Origin of the sequence: Mycolicibacterium smegmatis (genome assembly GCF_001457595.1) — a bacterium.
GTDB lineage: Bacteria > Actinomycetota > Actinomycetes > Mycobacteriales > Mycobacteriaceae > Mycobacterium > Mycobacterium smegmatis.
In genome coordinates this window covers 2,231,600-2,247,732 of record NZ_LN831039.1, presented here as the reverse complement: position 1 = coordinate 2,247,732, position 16,133 = coordinate 2,231,600, and the positions used below count along the sequence as shown (strand labels likewise).

Sequence of the window (16,133 nt, the reverse complement as noted above, 5' to 3'; positions counted from 1 at the left end):
ACCATGAAACTGACGACTTTTGCCGCCGCCGATGGACGAACCGTGGTCGGTATCCACCGCGGGGACACGATTGATGTGGTTGGCGTGGACAATATGCGCGAGCTCATCAAGCTGACCCGCGGTAACCCGGCCGAGATCGAGAGGCGGGTGACCGGCAGTGTGCCCGCCGCCGGGGGCCGACTGCTCGCGCCGATCAAACCGACCAAGCTGATCCACACGGCCGGCAACTTCAAAGAGCACGAGGACGAGTCCAAGCGGGTCGGGTGGAGCCACAATGTGGGTCCGTGGATCGTGTTCATGCAGAACGTCGATGCGATCGTCGGGCCGGAGGACGGGATCCGCTACCCGGATCACCTGACCAAGGAACTCGACTACGAACTCGAGCTCTCTGTCGTCATCAATCAAGATGTCGGCGAGTTCGCCCCCGAGGACGCGATGAACTACGTGGCCGGATACGTCATCTTCAACGACGTCACGGCACGCGACATCCAAAGGGATGAAATGAAATCCGGTGTCTTCGGCTTCTGCAAGGGAATCGACTCGTTCTGCCCGATCGGCCCCTGGATCGTCACCGCCGACGAGATCCCGAACCCGCACGATCTGAAGATGGAGTTGCGGGTCAACGGCGAGCCGCGCCAGGAATCGCACTCGAGCCGGATGTGGACCACCATCCCCGAAATCCTGGCCCGTTACTCGCCGTTGGGCTACAGCGCCGGTGACATCGTGACCACCGGCACCGTGTCCGGGGTGGCGGGTTTCCGCGTCGATGCCGAGGACTACTACCTGCGGGTCGGCGACTCCGTCGAGTGCGAGGTCGAGAAGATCGGCGTGCTACGCAACACCGTGGTTCCGTGGAACGGTACCGCCGAGGCGTCATGATGAGGGTGCTGCGACTGGCGGGCACCGCGCATGAGCGCGGTGTCGCCTACGGTGAACACACCCGCGACGAGATCCGGGAGTGTATCCAGGTATATCAACGGTGGTTCGAATCGTTTGCGAACATCTCCTGGCCGGCGGCCCGTGAGCTCGGGAAGCCGTACCGGGATTGGCTGTGCGCCACCGACCCCGACCTCAGCGAAGAGATCGACGGGATCGCTGCGGGGGCCGACCTTCCGGTCGCCGACATCATCGCGTTGAACTTCCGGACCGAAATAGCCTACGGCGCATCCGGGTTGATGTCGGCCAGCGAGTGCACCTCGCTGGGGGTGCCCCCGGTCAGCACCACCAACGGTCACGTGTATCTGGCCGAGAACTGGGACTGGCTGGCCGACACCTTGCCGTTGACGTTGATGCTCGAGTTCGAGCCGGTCGACGGTCTGCGGATGGTCACGGTCACCGAGGCCGGCATGGTGGCCAAGTTCGGGATGAACTCCGATGGTGTCGGTTTGTGCGTGAACCTGCTGGGCTCCAATGTAAATCGGGTTGGCGGAAGCTTCCATACCCTGGCCCGGGGTGTGCTGCAGAGTCGCAGCGCGTTGGAGGCGGTGTGGTCGGTGACCGGTTCCGAACGTGGCGGGTCCGGCAACTACGTCATCGGCAGCAGCTCAGGGGAGATCGTCGACCTGGAATACAGTCCGTCCGGCTACACCCTGCATTTCCCCGATCACGGTTACGTGGCACACGCCAATCACTTCCTCGGCAAGCAGGCCGGTGTGCTGGATCGAACGCAGATTCTGCGGAACATCTCACCGGGCAGCTACTTTCGCCAAGCGCGTGCGGAGCACCTGCTCTCCGACGCGGTATCGAGCACCGGAATCAACGTCAAGGAGATCCAATCGATCCTGGGCGATCACCAAGGAGAACCCGAGGGCATCTGCCGGCACGGGGGACCCGTCGGCACGCATCAGGTGCTTGGCCGCACCAACGTGTCCGTGGTGATGGATCTGACCGATCTGACGATGTACCTGGGGCACGGCTTCGGATGCTCGGCCGCCATCGAGCAGTATCAGCTCACCGCCGCACAGTTCAGCAAGGTGTGACATGCGATAAGGGGCAGCGGTGAGTCCTCTGACCGCGGTGCTGGCGATGCTGGCCGGATTCGCCGCAGGAGTGATGAACGCCGTCGTCGGTGCCGGCACCCTGATCACGTTTCCGACGCTGCTGGCCGCGGGTGTCCCGCCGGTGACAGCCAACGCCTCCAACTGCATCGGGTTGATCGCCGGCTCGGCATCCGGGGCGATCGGGTTCCGCCGGTGGCTGCCGCGGCATCGACGACTGCTGGTGACCCTGAGTGTGGCGGTGGCGATCGGGGCGGTGCTGGGCGGGGCATTGCTGGTGCTCGCACCGTCTGATGTGTTCGCGACCGTGGCGCCGTATCTGATCGCGATCGGCTGCATCCTGATGTACGTACCGTCGCGCAGCCTCACCCGGGATGACGACGGCCAGCCGTCGAACCGATCGCTGTGGCGGTTGCATATTCCGCTGGGAGCCACGGGAATCTACGGCGGCTACTTCGGTGCGGCGCAGGGTGTCATCATGCTCGGGGTGCTCAAGTTCGCGTACTCCGACGATCCACGGGAAGCCAACGCGATCAAGAACCTGCTCGGCATGGTCGCCAACACTACGGCCGGGGTTTTCTATGCCCTGCTGGCTCCGGTCGACTGGGTGGTGGTGCTGCTGATCACGGCGGGCTCGGTGTTGGGTGGCGTGGTCGGAGCCAAAGTGGGCCGGCGGCTCTCGGCGCGGGCGTTGCGTCTGGTGGTGCTGGTGGTGGCGGTGAGTGCGATTGTGACGCTGGTCTGATGTCACGTCGGCCGTGATTGACGGAGCGTGCGGCCGGCGTCAGGACTGTCGCGCCGTTCGCCGATCTGTGATCCGTTCCGTCGAAGCGAACGGTGCGTGACTGACCCCACTCAACATCAGCCGAGCGGTAGGTCAGCCGACTGCGGAGACCAACCCCACCTCGGCCGAAGGTTCGGCCGCCGACGGCCCGGGCAGCTCGTAGCCGGGGGTCTCAGGCACATACCCAGGCGGCGCCGGGACGTATCCCGGGGGCGGACCGTGCGTCGGCGACTCCGGGTCGTACCCCGGGGTCGCGGGCCCGTACAGGGGCCCGTACCCCTGCCCGTTGCCGGATCCATAGCCAGGTCCATAGCCAGGCCCGTATTCCGGCACCGTGCCGTATCCCGGCACCGAACGGCCGGAGCCGGCCCGCAGCTTGGCCGCCGCGAACACCGCCGCCTGGGTGGTGTACACGGGGACGTAACCATCGGTGTGTCCGCTCCACTCGTTGCCCTGACCCGCATGGCAGATCGGGTCGCTGGGGTTGCACAGATCGATGGCCTTGGAACCGAACAAGTTGCTGCGAGTCGACAATGCCTCCCCTGTGCGGGTGGCGATGTCGCCGAACGTGACGATCGCCGCGACGTTGTTCGCGTACTGCGCCGGCAGCGGATCGGCCCAGGTGATGCCGCCCAGTTGGTTTCCGGCCGCGATGTTGACCACGCTCGCGCCCTGCGAGTAGCCGCCCAGCACGATCTTGGTGTTCGAGCAGGACGAGACCGTGGATTTGATGTGAGCGATCGCGTCTTTCGCGCCGTCCCCGCCGCTCAACTGCAGCTTGCCTGCCTTGTAGTCCACCGCGTAAGCGTCGATCTCCAGGCCTGCGGCCTGCTTGCGCAGCGCGTCGACGAAGGCGGTGCCCACACGGCCTAGGCCGGCCGGCTCGTCGGTGCCGCGCGCGAAGACCACCTCGGCATCCGGGCACTCAGCGGCGGACGCCACCGGCAGCCTGGCCGGGACGACGAGCGCGATGCCTGCGGCCATCAGCGCCCAAGCACCGATCCGGCGAGAAAGCATGCCTGAATCTAACCGGGATGACGCTCAGACGCGAAGCCCTCGAACAACCGGGTACCGAACGGGTATGGACACCACACGGCCCGCGGCGAATTATCAAGAGTGTCAATAAAGCGCTGACTTCAGGAGGAGTCATGCCCACCGATCCGACGTTCTACCGCAGCCCCGGGCACGCAGTCGCGGCCGATTCCGAACAACTCGCCTATGTGGTGGCCTTCGACCCGACCGGCCGAAAGCTCGACGCGCTCGCCGCGGTCGATTGCGAGCCAGGATCCCCGGATTTCGGGAAGGTGGTCGGCTGGACCGAACTGCCGATAGCTGGTGGCGAGCTACACCACTTCGGCTGGAGCGCATGCTCCAGCGCGCTCTGCCATGACGGGCACGGTGGCAACCATGGAGCGCTGGAGCGGCGCTACCTGCTGGTGCCGGGACTGCGCTCGTCGGCCACATACGTCCTGGACACCAAGCCCGACCCTCGCCATCCGATGATCACCCACACGATCGATGCGACCGAACTGGCCGCCAAGGCCGGCTATTCGCGTCCGCACACGGTGCACTGCGGACCCGACGGCATCTTCATGTCCGCGCTGGGCGGCGCCAACGGCGCTGACGGTCCCGGCGGCGTCGCACTCATCGACCACAACACGTTCGAGGTCATCGGTCCGTGGGAAATCGACCGCGGGCCGCAGCTTTTCGCCTACGACGTCTGGTGGCACCGCGATTTCGACACCGTGATCACCTCGGAATGGGCTGCGCCGTCGATGATCGAGGACGGGCTCGATCCGGCGGATCTGCTGGGCCACAGGTTCGGACACCACGTGGACTTCTGGAGTATGTCCGAACGGAAACTGACCCAGCGCGTCGACCTCGGCGAACAGCACCAGATGGTGCTCGAACTGCGCCCCGCGCACCACCCCTCGCACCCATGGGGATTCGTCAACTCGGTGATCAGCACCGAGGATCTGTCCGCCTCGGTGTGGCTGTGGCACAAGGACGGCGAACAGTGGGCAGTCGACGAGGTGATCAACATCCCCGCCGAACCCGCCGACGCTGACGAGCTACCGCCGCTGTTGCGCTCGTTCGCCGCCGCTCCCCCGCTGGTCTCCGACATCGACCTGTCGGTCGACGATCGCTGGCTCTACGTATCCTGCTGGGGCACCGGCGAACTCAAGCAGTTCGACGTGAGTGATCCGTTCCATCCGCGCGAGACGGCTTCGGTGCGCCTCGGCGGGATGGTCCGACATGAACCACACCCGGCCGCTCCCGATCTGGCTCTGGCGGGCGGACCACAAATGGTGGAGATCAGCCGCGACGGCCGACGCGTGTACCTCACCAACTCGCTGTACTCGGCGTGGGACGACACGTTCTACCCCGACGGCGTCGGCGCATGGATGATCAAGCTCGACGCCGACGTCACCGCGGGCGGCCTCGTACCGGACGACCGATTCTTCTTACACGGCGAAGATTTCCGCGGGCTGCGGGTGCACCAGGTCCGGCTGCAGGGCGGTGATGCGTCGAGCGACTCGTACTGCTACCCGAGCTGACCGCACGCCGCCCGCACCAAAAAAGAAGGGCCGCATCCTGCGGCCCTTCTACTGGTGGAGCTGCCGGGAATTGAACCCGGGTCCTACGGCATGTCCTCGAGGCTTCTCCGTGCGCAGTTCGCTATGTCTCTACTCGGATCTCCCGGTCACACGAACAAGCCGAGATGACGATCCCAGTCGCTGTTTGATGTCCCCACAGGTCCCGCGACCGAACCCGTGGGTGGGTCCCTCTAGCTGATGCCAGGATCCGGGCCGAGGGCACTCCCGGTCTGACAGACCAGCCGTCGCTTAGGCAGCGAGGGCGTAGTCGCGCTGATTGGAATCGGCGCTTAATTGGTTGCAACGACGCTTACGGTGGTCTCTTGCCTGCACCGGCACGCTTCCCTGGATTCGATGCTCGAAGTCGAAACCGTTCAGCCCCTTGTTCAGTTGTGGAAACAACACCCTGCCCTGGTGGCAGGACCACCCATCATACGCGGAGCACAACGCTGCGTTCCACCCATTTAATCCCGGCTCTCCGACAGTGCGGTGAAACTAGCCGACAACCATGGATCGGTACCGTTTGACCAGTTCAGCGGTCTCGTCCCGCGGCAGGGCATGCACCACCAGCCCCTCTGGCCCCTCCATGGTCTCCGCGGCGAACATCGCGTTGATGATCGCTTCCTCGGTCGCCTCGACCGTCGCGTAGAACAAGCCGTCGATCAGCCGGTTGGCCAGCATGTTGATCTGGGCCACGTCCGGTCCGGGTTCGGCGGCGAAGTCGCCGACGAAACCGTTGCCGGTGGCGAAGCAGAACGCGATGTCACCGCTGCCGTTCTCGCCCGCGCCGCCGGTGCGGGCGATACCGAGCGCGGCGCGCTGCGCCAATCGGGCGCACTGGGTCGGAATCAAGGGTGCGTCGGTGGCGACGAGCACGATGATCGAACCGGTGCCCTCGGGCGGTTGGCCCGGCATGATCACCGGCGTCGGCGGTGGCGGCAACAGCCGACCCACCGGCACACCGTCGATCATCAGGCGCTCGCGTGCACCGTGATTGGCCTGCACCAGCACGCCGACGGTGTGGTCGCCGACCACTCGCGACGACGTCCCGATGCCGCCCTTGTAGCCGTGCGCGACCATGCCGGTGCCGCCGCCCACCGCGCCCTCTTCGACAGGGCCGTCGGTCGCGTTCTCGATGGCCTCCGCCACATGCTCGGGCCGGACGTGGAAGCCGTTCAGGTCGTTGAGAATGCCGTCGCACGTTTCACCGACCACCGGTAGGGAGAAGAAGAACTCGTCGCCGCGGACGCTCTTCTCATGGGCGATGAGCGCGTCGCGCACCACGCCGACGCTGTGCGTGTTGGTCAGGCCGATATAGCTGGTGAGCTGCCCGGATTCGGCGACCCAGTGCTGCCCGGTGAGTTCACCGTTGCCGTTGAGCCGGTGCGGAGCGGCGAACAGCGGCCGGTTCCACGGCTCCTCGCGCGGGATGACGACGGTGACACCGGTGCGTACCGGGCCGTTGCCCGGATTTCGCGGTCCCGAACCGGACACCAACGTCGTATGCCCCACACGCACCCCGTCGACGTCGGTGATCGCATTGAGTGGTCCGGTCTGCAGATCTCCGATGATGATGTCGTAGTCACGCGCACGGCCCAAGGCCCTCAGCCCCTTTCGTTCCGGATGAAACCATCACGTGGAATCTAGCCAGTTCGAGGGGTTCGGCGGGAGCAGTTTTCGCTACGAGCGTGCCCACGGGGTGAGAAAGGTCCCGGAATTCCGCCGTGGGTTCACGATCGGCGCCGAGAATCCACACTCGGCGATCAGATCTTGCCCTTGGCCCGGCGGCCCAGCTCGCGGATCACCTCGCGTTGAGCGTCTCGTCGGGCGATGTCCTGGCGCTTGTCGTGCGCCTGCTTGCCGCGGGCCAGCGCGAGCTCGACCTTGACCTTGCCGTCGGTGAAGTAGATCGACAACGGCACCAGCGTGAGGTTGCCGTCGCGGATCTTGCCGATCAGGTTGTCGATCTGCTTGCGGTGCAGCAGCAGCTTGCGGTTGCGCCGCGGCGCGTGGTTGGTCCAGGTGCCGTGGTGATATTCGGCGATGTGGAGGTTGCGCAGCCAGATCTCGCCGTCGTCGACCGTGGCGAACGCGTCGGCCAGCGAGGCCTGCCCTTCGCGCAGACTCTTGACCTCCGTGCCCATCAACACGATCCCGGCCTCGAAGGTCTCCAGGATCGTGTAGTTGTGTCGCGCCTTGCGGTTGGTGGCGACCACCTTGTTGTTGCTCGAGGCGCTCTTCTTGGTCACGTCGTCCTCACTACCTACGTACGTAGAGCCGCAGCGTCACATACGCGGTGACACCGGACATCGCGAGCCCGAGGAACAACATCCAGGGCGCGCTGTAATACAGGATGTCCGCGTAGTCGACCTTGGCGATCAGGTTGGCTTGATAGAACTGGTCGAGCGCCTTCTCCAGGAACAACGCACGCACCGTGATCAGTCCGACGATCGCGAGGATGACACCGATCAGCGCGGCGAGCATCGCCTCGACGAGGAACGGCAACTGCGTGTACCACCGCGTCGCGCCGACCAGACGCATGATGCCGATCTCGGTGCGCCGCGTGTACGCGGCCACCTGCACCATGTTCGCGATCAGCAGCACCGCTCCGATCGCCTGTACCAGCGCGACCGCGAACGCCGCGCTGCTGATGCCGTCGAGGACCGCGAACAACCGGTCGATCAGGTCCTTCTGGTTGAGCACGTTGAGCACACCGGGTTGGCCGATCATGGACTGGTCGAACTCTTCGTGGTTCTCGGGGTCGACGAGCTTGACGACGAACGACGCGGGGAACGCGTCCTTGCCTGCGACGTCCTTGTACTGCGGGAACTTCTTGATCGCGTCGTCGTAGGCCTGCTCGCGGTTGAGGAACCGCAGCGAGCGCACGTCGTCGCGGTCGTCGATCTTGCGGTACAGGGCCTTACACGGATCCGAATCGCACGTCGGGTCATTGGCCGAGATGTCGTCGGTGAGGAAGACCTGGCTCTCGACGCGGTCGAGGTAGATGTCGCGCGACTGGTCGGCCAACCGGACCACCAGCAGACCCCCACCGAACAGGCCGATGGAGATGGCCGTGGTGAGCACCATCGCCACGGTCATCGTGACGTTGCGACGAAGTCCGGTCAGGACTTCGTTCATGAGAAAGCCGAAGCGCACTAGCGATCCATTCCGTAGACGCCGCGCTGCTCATCACGGATCAGCCGGCCGAGTTCGAGTTCGACGACCCGCTGACGCATGGAGTCGACGATGTGATGGTCGTGGGTGGCCATGACCACGGTGGTCCCGGTGCGGTTGATCCGCTCGAGGAGATCCATGATGTCCTTGCTGGTCTCCGGGTCCAGGTTGCCGGTGGGCTCGTCGGCGATCAGCACCAGCGGCCGGTTGACGAACGCGCGGGCGATGGCCACCCGCTGCTGCTCACCACCGGAGAGTTCACTGGGCAGGCGGTTCGCCTTGCCGGAAAGTCCCACCATCTCCAGCACGTCGGGCACCACCCGGTTGATGGTGTCGGCGCGCTTGCCGATCACCTCCAGAGCGAACGCCACGTTCTCGAACACCGTCTTCTGCTGCAGCAGACGGAAATCCTGGAACACACAGCCGATCACCTGGCGCAGGCTCGGGATGTGACGGCCGGGCAGCTTGTTGACGTGAAACTTCGACACCTGCACGTCGCCAGAGGTCGGCGTCTCGGCCCCCAGCAACAGCCGCATGAACGTCGACTTGCCCGACCCGGACGGGCCGATGAGGAAGACGAACTCACCCTTGTCGATCTTCAACGAGACATCGTCGAGGGCTGGGCGCGCCGAAGACTTGTACTGCTTCGTCACGTGGTCGAGGGTGATCATCACGGCACGCCAGTGTAGCGGTGCGAGCGGTCGAGCCGAGCCGCGCTACTGCGGCGGCGCAGGCGGCGTCGGCTCAGGCGTCGGTGTCGGCGCCGGGGCGGGCGCCGCGCCGGGCAGCACGGGCAACGTGATCGGCGGCAGGATCCCCGGCCCATCCGGGTCCACGACCGTCGTCGCCGGACCGGGCGATGTGCTCGTCGGGCTGGTGGGGCTCGTCGTGTCACCGGGACCGAGCGGGCCCGTCGGGGTCGTGGTCGGTGTCTCCGATGTCGGCGGCGGCGTGGTGGTCGTCGTGGTGGGAGTGGTGGTCCGCGTGGTGCGCGGCGTCTCGACTTTGGTGCGCGGAACCCAGGTGTAGTCAGGGTCGGGCACGAATCCGGGCGGCACCACCTGCGGGGTCTCGGTTCGCGCGGGCTCGGGCTGGTAGGTCTGCTGCAGCCACCACAGCGCGAAGAACGCCACGATCAGCACCACCGTGGACGTGCGCAATCTCCCGACGCGGCTACGCCAGACCCGGGTGGCGGCATCCGTCACGCGGCTCAGATCGAGATTCACTTCTTCGGCTCCTGCGGTGCGATCTGCACCTCAGCGGCCGCGGCGGGATGGATGATGTCGCCCGCCGCGGCGACCGATGCGTCAGACGACGTCACGACGCCTGCCCGGCGCAGCGCGCGGACCACGCGCACGCGCAGCCGACGTCCTACCTCGAACTGTTTTCCGGGCAGGGTGCGCGCGACCATGCGGAGGTTCACGGTGTCCACGCCGATGCTCTCGACACCCATCAGCTGAGGTTTGTCGAGCACGAGCTTGGACAGCTCGGCGTCCTCGGTGGCGCGTTCGGCGACCTCGTTGAGGACGTCGTTGACGACGTTGAGGTCGACGCTCACCGACACCGGGATGTCGACGACCGCGCGTGCCCAGTCCTTCGACAGGTTCAGCGACTTGACGATCTGCCCGTTGGGGACCGTGTACATCTCCCCTTCGGTCGAGCGCAGCTTGGTGACGCGCAGCGTGACGTCTTCGACGGTGCCCTCGGCCTCGTTGCTCGCACCGATCGTGAGCCGCACGAGGTCACCGAACCCGTACTGCTTCTCGGTGATGATGAAGAAACCCGCCAGCAGGTCCTGCACGATGCGTTGTGCACCGAAACCGAGCGCCGCACCGAGCACGGCGGCCGGTGCGACCAGCGACGCGACGGGTACGGCGAGAACGTCGGTCACCTCGACCAGCACGATGACGAACAACAACGCGACCGACACCCAGGAGATCACCGACGCGACGGCCTGACGGTGCTTGGCGCTCTCCGAGCGCACCAGCTGGTCGCTCTCCTGGTACTCGGCATCGATGCGGCGCACCACGCGCTGCGCGGCCCAGCTGATGAAGCGGGCCGCGAGCAAGCCGCCGATGAGCAGCAGCGCAATCCGCAGACCCTTTGTCAGGATCCACACGCCTATTTCGCCGTGCCAGAAGTCGTGCCAGCGGTCGGCCACCGAGAAGGCGAGAACGGTTGCCGCCGAGCTGCTAATCGTCATCTTTTCTGTTGCGCCATCTGATTCCTGCCTCCAGGAATCCGTCGATGTCTCCGTCGAGTACCGATGCTGGGTTTCCGACCTCGTATTCGGTGCGCAGATCCTTCACCATCTGGTACGGGTGCAGGACGTAGGAGCGCATCTGATTACCCCAGGAACTGCCGCCGTCGCCCTTCAGCGCGTCGAGCTCTGCGCGTTCCTCCAACCGCTTGCGTTCCAGCAACTTCGCCTGGAGAACCCGCATCGCCGACACCTTGTTCTGCAGCTGCGACTTCTCGTTCTGGCAGGTCACCACGATACCGGTGGGGATATGGGTCAGCCGGACCGCGGAATCGGTGGTGTTGACCGACTGTCCGCCGGGACCCGACGAGCGGTAGACATCGACGCGGAGGTCGTTCTCGGGGATGTCGATGTGGTCGGTGGTCTCCACGACCGGCAGCACCTCGACGTCGGCGAACGACGTCTGGCGCCGGCTCTGGTTGTCGAACGGGCTGATGCGCACCAGGCGGTGGGTGCCTTGCTCGACCGAGAGCGTGCCGTAGGCGAACGGCGCGTGCACCGCGAAGGTCGCGCTCTTGATGCCCGCCTCTTCGGCGTAGGAGGTGTCGAAGATCTCCACGGGGTAGTCGTGCTTCTCGGCCCAGCGGATGTACATGCGCATCAGCATCTCGGCCCAGTCCGCGGCGTCGACGCCACCGGCGCCCGACCGGATCGTGACGACGGCCTCGCGCTCGTCGTACTCACCCGACAGCAGCGTGCGGACCTCCATCGCCTCGATGTCCTCGCGCAGCTTGGCGAGCTCGGCGTCGGCCTCGGCGACCTCGTCGGGGCCGCCTGCTTCGGCGGCCAGCTCGTAGAGCACCGGCAGGTCGTCCAACCGCTGGCGCAGGCCCTCGACACGGCGCAGTTCGTTCTGCGCGTGGGACAGATCGCTGGTGACCTTCTGGGCCCGCGTCTGGTCGTCCCACAGGTTGGGGTCGGAGGCGTCCTTCTCGAGTTGTTCGATGCGGTTACGGAGCCCGTCCACGTCGAGCACCCGCTCCACGGTCGTCAGAGTGGTGTCGAGTGCGGCGATGTCTGCTTGACGGTCAGGATCCACGGAAGTTCAGGTTACCTGGCTGCAGTTGAGAGACGTTTCTCGCGACCTCCCGCAGGGTTGCGAATCCGCGTTTAGCATCGGGTGTACCCCGTCCTCCCACGTCGCGACAGCCCTTTGCACGTGGCGGGACGAGTGACAGAAGGCTTGTTGTCGAGCTCAGTTAGGCACCGTATGCGCCCGTACCACGTAGCGATCGTCGGCTCAGGACCCTCCGGATTCTTTGCTGCCGCATCGCTGCTGAAGTTTGCCGACTCTCAACCCGACCGCGATGTCCGCGTGGACATGCTCGAGATGCTGCCGACCCCGTGGGGTCTGGTGCGCTCCGGCGTCGCTCCCGACCATCCGAAGATCAAGTCGATCAGCGCCCAGTTCGAGAAGACCGCGGCCGACCCCCGCTTCCGGTTCTTCGGCAACGTCCGGGTCGGTGAGCACGTCCAACCGGGCGAACTCGCCGAACGCTACGACGCCGTCGTCTACGCCACCGGCGCACAGTCCGACCGCGCGCTGAACATCCCCGGCGAGGAGCTGCCGGGCAGCGTCGCGGCCGTCGACTTCGTGGGTTGGTACAACGCGCATCCGCATTTCCGCGAGATGGCGCCCGATCTCTCCGGCGGGCGCGCCGTGGTGGTCGGCAACGGCAACGTCGCACTCGATGTCGCACGCATCCTGGTCAGCGATCCGAAGGCGTTGGCCAACACCGACATTGCCGACCATGCGCTGGACAAGCTGGACGCGCGCGGTGTGGACGAGGTCGTGGTGCTCGGCCGGCGTGGTCCGCTGCAGGCGACGTTCACCACGCTGGAGTTGCGTGAACTCGGCGACATGGAGGGCCTCGGCGACGTCGACGTGATCCTGGATCCGGCCGATTTCGCCGACATCACCGACGAGGATCTCGAAGCCGCGGGCAAGACCGTCAAGCAGAACATCAAGGTGCTGCGCGGTTACGCCGAGCGGGAACCGCGAGGCGCCAAGCGGCGCATCGTGTTCCGGTTCTTCACCTCACCGATCGAGCTGCGCGGCGAGGACCGCGTGGAATCGATCGTGTTGGGACGCAACGAACTCGTGCGCGGCGCCGACGGCAGGATGGTGGCCAAGGACACCGGTGAGCGCGAAGAACTGCCGGCACAGCTGGTGGTGCGTGCGGTCGGATACCGCGGCGTGCCGACTCCAGGCCTGCCGTTCGACGAGCGTTCGGGCACCATCCCGCACACCGACGGCCGCGTCGAGGGCAGCGCCAACGAGTACGTGGTGGGCTGGATCAAGCGCGGACCGTCCGGCGTCATCGGCAGCAACAAGAAGGACTCACAGGACACCGTCAACACCCTGCTCGACGACCTCGCCGCGGCCCGGCTGCCCCAGCGCGGGCCCGACCACGCCGAGAAGCTCGCGGCGTGGTTGCTGGAACGTCAGCCCAAGGTGGTCACGGGCGATCACTGGAAGCTGATCGACGACTACGAGCGCGCCGCGGGCGAACCGACCGGCCGACCCCGGGTGAAGCTGGCGAGCGTGGCTGAACTGCTGCGCGTGGGCCACGGCTGAATTCCCGCGCGCTCGGCGGACTCTAGACCGGCGGCGGTTCGTACGGCCGCGGCGGCGGGGGCGGAGGCGAGGACGGTGGCGGCGTGTCGGTCGGTGCGAACGCCCACTTGTCCGGGTTGTTCGGCGAATACACCACCGGGAACAGCGCGCCCATGCTCGGCCAGTCGTTCACGTCGACGGCCATCCGCTGATACACGACATGCTCTCGCACCGTCGGGCCGCTGATGACGCCGGTGATGGTGACGAACTGCTCCCCCGTGGCGTCCGGCCGTGGACTCACGCCGGTCACCAGCAGGGTGCCGTGCGCGAGTTCACCGCGTATGCCGCGGCGGCGCATGATCCGCGGAGCCAGCAACAGGACCAACGCGCCCACCAGCAGCAACAGGATGCCGAATTCCCACACCCCGCCATGGTAGGACTGCAGCCATGAGCACCGTCGCAGATGACCTCACACTCGCACTCGAACTGGCCGATCAGGCCGACGCCCTCACCATGGACCGGTTCGGCGCGCTGGATCTGCGCGTGGAGACCAAACCCGACCTCACCCCGGTCACCGACGCCGACCGCGGCGCGGAGGAAACGCTGCGCGCGGCACTGGCGCAGGCCCGGCCCGCCGACACCGTGTTCGGTGAGGAGTTCGGCGGCACAACGGCTTCGACGGGCCGGCAGTGGGTCATCGACCCGATCGACGGCACCAAGAACTTCGTGCGCGGCGTGCCGGTGTGGTGCACGCTCATCGCGCTGCTGGATGACGGTGTGCCCACCCTCGGCGTGGTCAGCGCCCCGGCACTGGCCCGCCGGTGGTGGGCCGCCGAGGGGCAGGGCGCATTCGGGTCGTTCAACGGCACGACACGCAAACTGTCGGTGTCGGGTGTCAGCGACCTGTCGGCGGCGAGCCTGTCCTACTCGGACCTGACCACGGGCTGGGACGACCGCCGGGAGCGCTTCGTGGAACTGACCGACGCGGTGTGGCGAGTGCGGGCCTACGGCGACTTCTGGTCCTACTGCATGGTCGCCGAGGGTTCCGTCGACATCGCGTGCGAACCCGAGGTCAAGCTGTGGGACATCGCGCCGCTCGACATCCTGATCCGCGAGGCCGGCGGCACGTTCACCAGCATCGATGGCACCGACGGCCCGCACGGCGGCAGCGCGCTGGCCACCAACGGACTGCTGCACGACGCCGTGGTGAGCAGGCTGGCCGTGCGCTGAGCGCGGGCCCGGCGAGATCCGGGACGGCTGTGAGGTTGGTTACAGGTGAACGCTATCTTACTCTGGAGTAAGATAGCGTTCAGAAGCGTCGCCACGACCAACCAGAGGCAGCTGACAATGACCAACACCCTGCCGTCCAAGAACGGCTCTGTAACCCGTCCGAAGCGCTCCGGCCACGAAAGCGCCGTGGGCCTGCAGAAGCACAAGCGGACCGCGACCGACATCGGCCTCGCGCTCATCACCCCGATCGTGGGGCAGGAATGGCTGGACCGCTACGGCCTGCGCGACCCGCTCAACCGGGGTCTGAAATACGGTGTGAAGCAGGTCTTTTCGACTGCGGGTGCGACCACCCGGCAGTTCAAGCGCATCCAGGGGATCGGCAAGGCGCCCACCCGGCTCAAGGCCAGCGGCGCCGACCTGTTCGACCTGACCCCCGACGACGACCAGAAGATGATCGTCGAGACGGTCAACGAGTTCGCCGCCGAGATCCTGCGCCCCGCCGCCGAAGAGGCCGACGAAGCCGCCACCTATCCCCCGGATCTGATCGCCAAGGCTGCCGAACTGGGCATCACGGCGGTCAACGTGCCCGAAGATTTCGAGGGCATCGCCGAGCACCGCTCGACGGTGACCAATGCCCTGGTCGCCGAGGCGCTGGCGTACGGCGACATGGGCCTGGCCCTGCCCATCCTGGCGCCCGGCGGCGTCGCATCCGCACTGACACACTGGGGCAGCGCAGATCAGCAGGCGACCTACCTCAAGGAGTACGCCGGCGACAACGTCCCGCAGTCCAGCGTCGTGATCGCCGAACCACACGCCCTGTTCGACCCGACCGAACTCAAGACCACCGCGGTCCGCACGCCGAGCGGCTACCGTCTGTCCGGTGTCAAGTCGCTGGTCCCGGCCGCCGCGGATGCCGAATTGTTCATCGTCGCCGCGCAATTCAACGGCAAGCCGGCGCTGTTCATCGTCGAGGCGTCGTCGAAGGGCCTGAGCGTCAAGGCCGACCGCAGCATGGGCCTGCGGGCCGCCGCGCTGGGTCAGATCGAACTCGACAACGTCACGGTTCCGCTCAGCGCCCGCCTGGGCGAGGACGGCGCGACCGATCAGGACTACTCGGAGGCGATCGCGCTGGCCCGGCTCGGCTGGGCCGCACTGGCGGTCGGCACGTCGCACGCGGTGCTCGACTACGTCGTCCCCTACGTCAAGGAACGCCACGCGTTCGGTGAGCCGATCGCGCACCGGCAGTCGGTGGCGTTCATGTGCGCCAACATCGCGATCGAACTCGACGGTCTGCGGCTGATCACGTGGCGCGGCGCGGCGCGCGCCGAGCAGGGCCTGCCGTTCGCCCGCGAGGCCGCCCTCGCGCGCAAGCTCGGTGCCGACAAGGGCATGCAGATCGGCCTGGACGGTGTGCAGCTGCTCGGCGGCCACGGCTACACCAAGGAGCACCCGGTCGAGCGCTGGTACCGCGATCTGCGGGCCATCGGCATCGCCGAAGGTGTCGTGGTCATCTAACCGATCCGAGTTTCGAACC

The 16,133-nt window shown here is 66.4% G+C and carries 16 protein-coding genes and 1 other RNA gene; 7 read left to right on the top strand and 10 right to left on the bottom strand.

Annotated features, from left to right (window positions below):
- Positions 1-3 precede the first annotated feature (3 nt).
- From AT701_RS10685 to AT701_RS10675, 3 genes are read left to right on the top strand one after another with little or no spacing between them, the layout of a single operon-like run.
- The gene (locus AT701_RS10685; RefSeq protein ID WP_011728150.1) at positions 4-879 is read left to right on the top strand and encodes a fumarylacetoacetate hydrolase family protein; all 876 of its coding nucleotides are present in this window, start codon (positions 4-6) and stop codon (positions 877-879) included.
- Positions 879-1,979: an acyl-CoA--6-aminopenicillanic acid acyl-transferase gene (locus AT701_RS10680; protein WP_011728149.1), complete on the top strand. Its 1,101-nt coding sequence runs from the start codon at positions 879-881 to the stop codon at positions 1,977-1,979. The genes AT701_RS10685 and AT701_RS10680 overlap by 1 nt, the downstream gene beginning before the upstream one ends.
- Before the next feature lie 19 nt (positions 1,980-1,998).
- Positions 1,999-2,742, top strand: a complete 744-nt coding sequence (locus AT701_RS10675) for a sulfite exporter TauE/SafE family protein (protein WP_011728148.1) — start codon at positions 1,999-2,001, stop codon at positions 2,740-2,742.
- Between the two features lie 132 nt (positions 2,743-2,874).
- On the opposite strand, the gene AT701_RS10670 is transcribed toward AT701_RS10675, so the two are convergent.
- The gene (locus AT701_RS10670) at positions 2,875-3,798 is read right to left on the bottom strand and encodes a cutinase family protein (RefSeq protein ID WP_011728147.1); all 924 of its coding nucleotides are present in this window, start codon (positions 3,796-3,798) and stop codon (positions 2,875-2,877) included.
- 131 nt (positions 3,799-3,929) lie between these two features.
- On the opposite strand from AT701_RS10670, the gene AT701_RS10665 reads away from it, so the two are divergent.
- Positions 3,930-5,339, top strand: a complete 1,410-nt coding sequence (locus AT701_RS10665) for a selenium-binding protein SBP56-related protein (protein ID WP_011728146.1) — start codon at positions 3,930-3,932, stop codon at positions 5,337-5,339.
- Between the two features lie 52 nt (positions 5,340-5,391).
- Here AT701_RS10665 and ssrA read toward each other — a convergent pair.
- The 8 genes from ssrA to prfB form a co-directional block, all read right to left on the bottom strand.
- Positions 5,392-5,760, bottom strand: a transfer-messenger RNA (tmRNA) gene (gene ssrA / locus AT701_RS34170).
- Between the two features lie 113 nt (positions 5,761-5,873).
- Complete coding sequence (locus tag AT701_RS10660; RefSeq protein ID WP_011728145.1) at positions 5,874-6,977, bottom strand: DmpA family aminopeptidase; 1,104 nt, start codon at positions 6,975-6,977, stop codon at positions 5,874-5,876.
- A gap of 164 nt (positions 6,978-7,141) precedes the next feature.
- Positions 7,142-7,627, bottom strand: coding sequence for an SsrA-binding protein SmpB (gene smpB / locus AT701_RS10655; protein ID WP_036452956.1), 486 nt, complete (start codon positions 7,625-7,627; stop codon positions 7,142-7,144).
- 10 nt (positions 7,628-7,637) lie between these two features.
- Positions 7,638-8,534 (bottom strand): permease-like cell division protein FtsX, encoded by an 897-nt coding sequence (gene ftsX, locus AT701_RS10650; protein ID WP_058125808.1) that lies wholly within the window; start codon positions 8,532-8,534, stop codon positions 7,638-7,640.
- Complete coding sequence (gene ftsE / locus AT701_RS10645) at positions 8,534-9,223, bottom strand: cell division ATP-binding protein FtsE (RefSeq protein ID WP_003893458.1); 690 nt, start codon at positions 9,221-9,223, stop codon at positions 8,534-8,536. The genes ftsX and ftsE overlap by 1 nt, the downstream gene beginning before the upstream one ends.
- 45 nt (positions 9,224-9,268) lie before the next feature.
- A complete protein-coding gene (locus AT701_RS10640) occupies positions 9,269-9,778 on the bottom strand; it encodes an Rv3103c family proline-rich protein (RefSeq protein ID WP_058125807.1) in 510 nt (169 codons plus the stop codon).
- Positions 9,775-10,755 (bottom strand): mechanosensitive ion channel family protein, encoded by a 981-nt coding sequence (locus AT701_RS10635; RefSeq protein WP_011728140.1) that lies wholly within the window; start codon positions 10,753-10,755, stop codon positions 9,775-9,777. The genes AT701_RS10640 and AT701_RS10635 overlap by 4 nt, the downstream gene beginning before the upstream one ends.
- Positions 10,745-11,851, bottom strand: a complete 1,107-nt coding sequence (gene prfB, locus AT701_RS10630) for a peptide chain release factor 2 (RefSeq protein ID WP_003893455.1) — start codon at positions 11,849-11,851, stop codon at positions 10,745-10,747. Before prfB ends, AT701_RS10635 begins: the two co-directional genes overlap by 11 nt.
- Positions 11,852-12,022: 171 nt before the next feature.
- Here prfB and AT701_RS10625 point away from each other — a divergent pair, with 171 nt between their 5' ends.
- Entirely contained in the window at positions 12,023-13,390 is a 1,368-nt protein-coding gene (locus tag AT701_RS10625; RefSeq protein WP_058125806.1) for an FAD-dependent oxidoreductase, read from the top strand.
- 22 nt (positions 13,391-13,412) lie between these two features.
- Here the strand turns inward: AT701_RS10625 and AT701_RS10620 are convergent, their stop codons facing one another.
- Entirely contained in the window at positions 13,413-13,793 is a 381-nt protein-coding gene (locus AT701_RS10620; protein WP_058125805.1) for a hypothetical protein, read from the bottom strand.
- Between the two features lie 23 nt (positions 13,794-13,816).
- On the opposite strand from AT701_RS10620, the gene hisN reads away from it, so the two are divergent.
- Complete coding sequence (hisN, locus tag AT701_RS10615; RefSeq protein WP_058125804.1) at positions 13,817-14,599, top strand: histidinol-phosphatase; 783 nt, start codon at positions 13,817-13,819, stop codon at positions 14,597-14,599.
- Positions 14,600-14,716: 117 nt separating this feature from the next.
- The gene (locus AT701_RS10610) at positions 14,717-16,114 is read left to right on the top strand and encodes an acyl-CoA dehydrogenase family protein (protein ID WP_014877291.1); all 1,398 of its coding nucleotides are present in this window, start codon (positions 14,717-14,719) and stop codon (positions 16,112-16,114) included.
- Positions 16,115-16,133: the final 19 nt, after the last annotated feature.